This window comes from Frankia sp. CoWAU3, from assembly GCF_977971855.1.
Genome location: NZ_CDWWXB010000186.1, coordinates 1 through 7131 on the forward strand (window position 1 = coordinate 1; position 7131 = coordinate 7131).

Genomic DNA, 7131 nt, shown 5'->3' on the forward strand with positions numbered 1-7131 from the left:
ACGTCGATCTGTGGCTGAGGCGTTTCCATCCGGCGCCGGAGAATGCCCCGCGGCTTGTCTGTTTTCCCCACGCGGGCGGCGCGGCAAGCTTCTACGTTCCGCTATCCAGGGCATTGTCGCCGGTCGCCGAGGTGCGTTCGGTGCAGTATCCGGGCCGCCAGGACCGGCGGACGGAGAGGCCCGAGACGGCCATCGAACCCCTCGCGGACCGCATTGCCGACGTGCTGCGTCCCCTCACCGACCGCCCGCTGGCGTTCTTCGGTCACAGTATGGGGTCGACCGTCGCCTTCGAGGTGACCCGCCGGCTGGAGGCGGCGGGCGGCCCGGTGCCGTTCGTGCTGTTCGCATCCGGCCGTAGAGCCCCGTCAACCTCCCGCGCCGAATCCGTGCATCTCCTGGACGACGAGGGTTTCCTGCGGGAAATCCGTGCGCTTGGTGGAACCGACCCGCGCATCCTCGCCGATCCCGAAATGCTGAAGCTGATCCTGCCGCCCACCCGGGCGGACTACCGGGCGATCAAAACGTATTCTGCCCCGTCGGACGCGGTGATCGGAACGGCGATTACCGTGCTGGTCGGGGATTCCGACGCCAAGGCCACCGTGGCCGAGGCCGAACAATGGCGGGCGCACACGACCGGTGCGTTCACGCTGAAGGTCTTTCCCGGTGGCCATTTCTACCTGTCTGACCAGCAGACCGCCGTCATCGACACCGTCTCGGCCGGGCTGGTTCCCGCGGCCACCGCGGGGCCCTCGCTCTGACCCGTCGGCTTGCCCCGCCGGTCGGCTCGTCGGTCAACGTTGTCGACCTGGACGTGTCGACCTGGACGTGACCCCCACCACGGGCACCGGCGGCACCCCGGGCGGGATTCGCGTCAGCGTATTTCGTTCGGGGCCGTGGCACCGCGGCTACGCTTCGAGCGTGCGGTACGGGTCGGGACGCGAGGGTGTGGTGGCCGGTCTGCTCGCCGCGGTCGCGGCCGAGACGGGCGCGTCCGTGGGGACCCCGCCGGCGCGGGCGATGTCCCGTGCCTACCGGGAGTTGTCCGACCGGTATCGCGCGAACGCCGCCACACCGGGTGACGGCGAGCTGACGGCGGATCACGTCCGGGCCTACCTCGCCGCCCGACTGCCCGCGACGCTGGCGGTCACCCGCGCGGTTCTCGGTGAGGTGGCGCTGCGCCGCCCGGACTGGCGGCCCGGGTCCGTCCTCGACCTGGGCGCGGGTCCCGGGACGGCGACCTGGGCCGCGCTGGCGGTCTTCCCCGGCGTGACCCGGGCCGTCCTGGTCGAGCGGTCCGCGCTGATGATCGACGTCGGTCGCCGGCTGGCCCGCCGCGGTGGCGCGCCGGCGCTGGGCACCGCGACCTGGCAGCGCACGTCCGTGCTCACCCCGCCCGGCGACGGCGTGGACCGGGCCGACCTGACAGTGGCGGCCTATGTGCTGGGCGAGCTCGCCGACGGCGACCGGGCCGCAGCCGTGGCCGCGTGGTGGCGGGCCACCGCGGCGGAGTTGGTCATCATCGACGCGGGAACCCCGGCCGGCTTCGCGCGGATCCGCGCCGCGCGCTCGGCGCTCGTCGAGACCGGCGCGACCATCACCGCGCCCTGCCCTGCCGACGACGACTGCCCGATGACGGCGGGGGACTGGTGCCACTTCGGCCGGCGGGTCGAGCGCAGCGCACTGCACCGGGCGATGAAGGACGGTGCGCTCGGGTACGAGGACGAGAAGTACTCCTACCTCGTCGCGTCGCGTCGCGTCGCGCCGGCCGCCCGCGCACGCCGCCGGCCGGGTGCTGCGCGTGCCGCGGGCCCGCTCGGGCCATGTCCGGCTGACGGTCTGCGAGGCGCCGCGGCAGGGTGACGTGGTCATGCCGCGGCAGCGTGACGTGGTCGTTTCCCGCAGCGAGAAGGAGGCCTACCGCTGGGCCCGACGGGCCTCCCGGGGTGACGCCGTCCCGCCCGGCATCGGGCCGCGCTGACCCGCTGTCAACGTCGGGACCCGCCGGTGACCGGAACCCGGTGACCGGAACCCTTTGACCTGGTACCCGGCAGTCGTGGCCAGTTACCGGCTGTCTATGCTTATGTCTGTTATGCCGTTGTCTGTTATGCCGTGTCGGTGTGCGTCGAAGCCGGTCCATCAGATGGACGGCGGGTCGACGGCGGCCCGCCGCCGGGCCCGCCGGTCGGGCCGCACGCCGGCGCTGATCGTCGCGGCCATCTGCGGGTGTTCGTTTGTCGTCAGCCTGGTCCTGCAGGCGACGCTGTACCGGCACGGCTCGGGTGACGCGGACGAGGCGGCCTACGTCCTGCAGGCGCGCATGCTGCTCGACGGCCGCCTCACCCTGGACGCGACCACCGTCGAGCCGTTCTTCCGGCCCTGGCTGACCGGGGAGCACGACGGGCGGGTGTTCACCAAGTACCTGCCCGGGTGGCCGGCGCTGCTCGCCGCGTCCCAGGCGTTGTTCGCCACCATGGCCGTCGCCCCGGCCCTGGTGGCGGCAGGCTGGGTGGCCGGGACGTACCGGCTGGCCCGCGAGCTCTTCGACGACGCGGTCACCGCGGTCACGGCGGCGGTGTTCGTCGCGCTGTCCCCGCTCGTCCTGGTACACACCTCGCTGCCCCTCGCCTACGCGTGCGGAGCCGCGACGCTGACCCTGGCGTGCGCGGCGCTGCTGCGTGGCGGCCGGGCCGGGGCGCGGCTGTCGCTCATCGGCGGCGGGGCAGGCCTGGGATTCGTCCTGCTCCTGCGGCCCTTCGACGCGGTGATCGTCGCCGTTCCCGTCGTGGTGTTCGTGCTGGCGCGGCTGTGGCGGTCCGCGGGTGGCCGGTCCGCGGGTGGCCGGTTCATGCGTGCCGTGGCGCACCGAACCGCCTGGGCACTCGCCGGCCTGGCGCCGTTCGTTGTCGTGCTCCTGGCATACTGCCGGCGGGTGACCGGTTCTGCGTTCCGGGCGCCGCTGTCGGCCTCCGATCCGCTGGACCGCTTCGGTTTCGGGCCGCGTCGCATCCTGCCCTCGGAGCCGACGTTTCTGTTCACCCGCCGACTCGCCCTCGAGGCCCTGCACGGCACCGTCGCGGCGGCCCCGAGCTGGGTGTTCGGGGGCGTCGCGGTCCTCGTACTCGCGATCTTCGGCGCGCTGCGGGCGCACCGCCGTCCCGAGCGCGTCCTGCTGGTCGTCATCGTCGCCGCCGTCGGTGGCGGCTACTTCTTCTGGTGGGGTTCGGCGTTCGCGATGCCGGGCCTGCTCAACGGTCTCGGTCCGCACTACCATCTGGCCGCGTTCGCCCCGATCATGATTCTCGCCGCCGACGGCGCCCGCCGGGTGTGGTCCATGAGCGAACGGTGGTTCTCCCCGTGGCCCGGCACCGGCGCTCCGCCGGCCCGGACCGTCCCGCGCGGACCCGTTCTGCGCAGACCCGTCATCGCGGTCCTCGCCGCCGCAGGCCTGATCCTCCTCACTGTGGACGCGATCCCGGACAAGGTCGCCGGCCAGCGATGGGTGAACGACCGCAACGCGTTCCTTGACGCGCTGCTGCCGGACCGCTACCCGGCCCCGGCGGTGGTCGTCGTGACGCCCGGCGTCCCGAGCCGTTACACCCAGGTGCCGTACCAGATGCTGCGGAACACCCCGGACCTCGCCGGGCCGGTGCTGTACGCCGCCGACATCGGTGCCGGCACGGCCACCCTGCCCGACCGGATGCCGGGCCGGGCGGTCTACCGGCTGCGCCCCGACGAGATCGTCGACCCGGCCGCGCCCGCGAGCTACTTCGGGTCCTTCACCGCGCTGCGCCAGGTCGCCGGCAACCGTGTCCGTGTCCAGGTGACGGCGCGCGATCCTGGTGGTGCTGGTGGTGCTGGTGGTGCTGGCGGCACCCTGTACATCCGGTTGGGTGCCACGACCAGAACCGTCCAGTTCGGGCCCGCGGACGCTCCCGGGATTACGCACATCTTCACAGTGACGACCGGCACTCCGCTCGGACCGGACGAGCTCGGCGTCGCCGGTGCGACGCTGCCCGACGAGCTCGTCGTCGGGTTCACCGTGCCGACGGGAGCCGGTGCGGCACGCTGGGAGGAGCGGATCCCGCTGGCCCGGCGTCCCTCCGGGGAGCTGGCCCTGCTCGTGCCCGGCCTGGGCTGGCGTCAGGTGCCGAACCGGCCCGGAGCGGGATGGCTGCCCGCCCCGGTCCGTCCGGCGCTGGCCGTCTCGGTCGGTGCGACGTGACCAGGGGAACGGATCGTGACCAGATGATCCGGTGGATGTGACCGGTGCGGCGCCGGGGTTCTTTCCGGGGTGTGGGGTAGACGCAGGTTCGATTTCACCCGCCACAGCAGCGCGGCGCCGGTGTCCGCGGCCGTGCACCAGTCCACCCAGTTGATGAAGTTAGGGAGTGTAGCGGTGAAGTCCCTGTAATGGGGGTGGAGCGAATGGGCAAGCTCATCCAGGCGATTTCTTCGAGTAACCAGGCGTATGCCTGGGAAGAGACGAGTGAACAAGTCGGGTCCGAAATATGGCAGATGTTCACGGTATTCCTGTCAGCGGTGAGCCGGAAGGCCCTCAAGAAGATGGGGGACGAGATCCGTCGATGGCGGATCAACCTGCGCACGACCGAGGACGTCGCGGCGCTCGCGGCGTGGCTGAACCCGGTCATTCGTGGCTGGATGAACTAGCACCGCGCGGGAGGCGTCTGCCCGCATCTGCGGCCAGGACAACCCGCTGTGCGTGGACGTCGCCGCCGACGCGGCCGTCACCGTGCCGCGCGCGCTGCTGGAGGACGCCGCCGAGGCCGTCAGCGTGATGTGGATGATGAGCTGTACCAAGCCCACGCTCGCCGCCTACCACGCCCGTTTCGTCGATCGGTGGGGCCACGGCCGGTTCGTCCCGCTCGTCGATGTCATCGATCCGGTCATCGGGTTGGGGGCTGAGGGCATCGAGACCAGCATCGAACCCGCGGACACGCCCGTGGAACGCCTCGCGGTCCTCGCCGCTCTGCTCGGTGACGCGACCGCCCACGGCCGGACTGAAATCATCCTGGACGATGCCACCGTTGCCGCGCTCGCGCTGCCCGGCACCGACCCGCCGCCGCCAGGTGGTGCCGCCCGTGGCACCTGTTCTCCTGGGGGTCGCTGCGTGACAGCGCGTTCCAGCCACGGGTGCGGTACCGGTCGACGATTCTCGCCCCTGCGCGGTGGCGCTTGCCGAGGCCGCTGACGGACTTCCGAAGGTTGTTCGCCGCGCGCGACACCGCGGCCTGGCCGGCGCAGCTGCGCTCTTGGCAGACCTCCACCGTCCCGCCGCCTCCGACCGTGATCGTCACCGATGACGACGAACGACAGCTCCCGCTCGACCTCGACGATCCACGGGACGTGGAGCTGCTGCGCCGCTATGTACGACGCGGGCTGCGGGCCGTCACCGAACAGCCCGGCGGTGACGGCACCATCCAGGACGTCGTCACCGGACGGTCCGGACGCCATCTACTCGAACTCGTCATCCCGCTCGCCGCCACGGCGCCCCCGCCGGCCCCGACTCGTCCGAGCATCACGCTGCCCCGGCCAGCGAGGGCCGGGCACTACTTGCCGGGAGGCCCGTGGCTGTCGCTCGCGATCGGCGCACCGGCGGCCCAGCACGACGAAATCCTCACCGACCTCGCCAGGCTCCTCCCGCGCACGCGCGGCATGTTCGACCGCTGGTTCTGGCTGCGTTACCGCACCCAGGCCCTCGACCCCCATCTGCGGGTCCGCTTCCACGGGGTCCCGGCCGTACTCGGCGGCAAACTCCTGCCCGAAGTCTCCCAATGGGGCGCGCGCCTGGTGACGGACGCTCTCGCTTACGGATTCAGCGTCGAGCCCTACGACCAGGAGATCGAACGCTACGGCGGCCCGTCGGCGATCGAGGCAGCCGAGGATGTCTTCGCCGCCGACAGCGACCTGGTCCTCGCCACGCTGACCGCGGCCCATGAGCCGGACCAGCGGCTGGTCGTGGCCTCGCTGACGGCGGCGACGGTGGCACGCACACTCGCCAACGGTGATCGCACCGCGCTTGGCCGGCCTCGCCTCGACCGGGCCGCCCACCGCCGCCTCGCCGATCTGCGCCGTCTCGTGAACGACGCGGCCCGTGACGGCACAGCCGCCCTCCCCCCATGGCACCGGGATCCTCGACGGCTGGTCTGGCTTCCGGACCGGGCCGTCGGTGCACAGCACCGCGTCCGTCACCTCGAACAGCGCGTCCGCGCGGTGGACCAGACAGCCATAGAACTCCTGCCGGAAGCGACACAGCCTCCCCAGAGCCTCGACGCGTCCTGGTTCGTCCTGCACACTGCCCATCACGACCTTCGGTTCGATCACGGCTTCTTTGGCGAGAGCACGATCTTCCGAAGGTCGTTCCACGTCACGAGGACACGCCGAACCACCCCACAACACCAGCAGATATCACGCAACGTGACAGTCGGAGGTTAAAGGGCGAGCTCACGCCGGGCGCCCAGAAGTGGGGGAGCCGGCTGATTGATCTGCTCCGCGAGGTCAACACCCTCGTCGCCCACACCGCCGGGAAGACCGAGCCCCTATCCAGGAGATGATCGACAGGCTGCTGGCCTGGTAAAATACCGACGTCTGCATCGGCGAACTGGCGAACATCTCCAGATCCTGGACTGACGAGAGAAACCATCCATGCCTGGGACTCGCCCTGGCCCGCCGCGAAGGCGCGCCTTGATACGGGATCGATCGGGCCCTCAGCAAGCACGATCCGCCCTGCTCAGAAGCACTTTCCCGCTTATCTCCACCAACAGACGATCAATCCGGCGAAATTCCGAGGCTAGCGCAACAGCAACCCCGGCAACCTCTCCGTGATCACCCACTGTCAATGCTGCGCCACGCAACGATCCTTCGGATCGGGGAACCCTGTTACCAAATCCTGCCATGTGACTGGATTCACACCAGGTGTGCTGGTCTGCTGAGGCTGCGTGCCGACTTGACTGCCATGATTCGAAGTTGTTTGATCTGAGGTGAGGATTTCCGGTGTGGGCTGGGTCGGTTGCAGGCGTGGCTGACCGCGCCGGGTGGTCGGGCTCGGCGTCACAGCGTGGCTGTTCGGTTGTGGCTATTCCTCCTGGGTGGTCAGGCGGCGGGCTGTTCGGG

The 7131-nt window shown here is 70.9% G+C and carries 5 protein-coding genes and 3 pseudogenes; 7 read left to right on the plus strand and 1 reads right to left on the minus strand.

Annotated features, from left to right (window positions below):
• The 7 genes and pseudogenes from AC08ON_RS14640 to AC08ON_RS14670 form a co-directional block, all read left to right on the plus strand.
• Nucleotides 1-758: thioesterase II family protein (locus AC08ON_RS14640; RefSeq protein WP_476617158.1), on the plus strand; the 758-nt coding region annotated here is incomplete at its 5' end.
• Between the two features lie 67 nt (nt 759-825).
• Nucleotides 826-1860, plus strand: coding sequence for a small ribosomal subunit Rsm22 family protein (locus AC08ON_RS14645; protein ID WP_476617159.1), 1035 nt, complete (start codon nt 826-828; stop codon nt 1858-1860).
• On the plus strand, nt 1799-1978 hold the full coding sequence (locus AC08ON_RS14650) for a hypothetical protein (protein WP_476617160.1): 180 nt from the start codon (nt 1799-1801) through the stop codon (nt 1976-1978). The genes AC08ON_RS14645 and AC08ON_RS14650 overlap by 62 nt, the downstream gene beginning before the upstream one ends.
• 162 nt (nt 1979-2140) lie before the next feature.
• On the plus strand, nt 2141-4222 hold the full coding sequence (locus tag AC08ON_RS14655; RefSeq protein WP_476617161.1) for a DUF7846 domain-containing protein: 2082 nt from the start codon (nt 2141-2143) through the stop codon (nt 4220-4222).
• A 188-nt stretch (nt 4223-4410) separates the two neighbouring features.
• The gene (locus tag AC08ON_RS14660) at nt 4411-4668 is read left to right on the plus strand and encodes a group II intron maturase-specific domain-containing protein (protein WP_476617162.1); all 258 of its coding nucleotides are present in this window, start codon (nt 4411-4413) and stop codon (nt 4666-4668) included.
• 13 nt (nt 4669-4681) lie between these two features.
• Nucleotides 4682-5209: pseudogene (locus tag AC08ON_RS14665) on the plus strand (lantibiotic dehydratase); the annotation flags it as partial.
• Nucleotides 5125-6198 (plus strand): annotated as a pseudogene (locus AC08ON_RS14670) (thiopeptide-type bacteriocin biosynthesis protein); the annotation flags it as partial. The pseudogenes AC08ON_RS14665 and AC08ON_RS14670, both read left to right, overlap by 85 nt.
• Here AC08ON_RS14670 and AC08ON_RS14675 read toward each other — a convergent pair.
• A pseudogene (locus AC08ON_RS14675) lies at nt 6172-6321 on the minus strand (NF041680 family putative transposase); the annotation flags it as partial. The pseudogenes AC08ON_RS14670 and AC08ON_RS14675 sit on opposite strands and share 27 nt — an antisense overlap.
• Nucleotides 6322-7131: the final 810 nt, after the last annotated feature.

Coding starts and splice junctions, on each gene's coding strand:
- AC08ON_RS14655 (WP_476617161.1), top strand. CDS start 2,141: ATGGACGGCGGGTCGACGGCGGCCCGCCGCCGGGCCCGCCGGTCGGGC.
- AC08ON_RS14660 (WP_476617162.1), top strand. CDS start 4,411: ATGGGGGTGGAGCGAATGGGCAAGCTCATCCAGGCGATTTCTTCGAGT.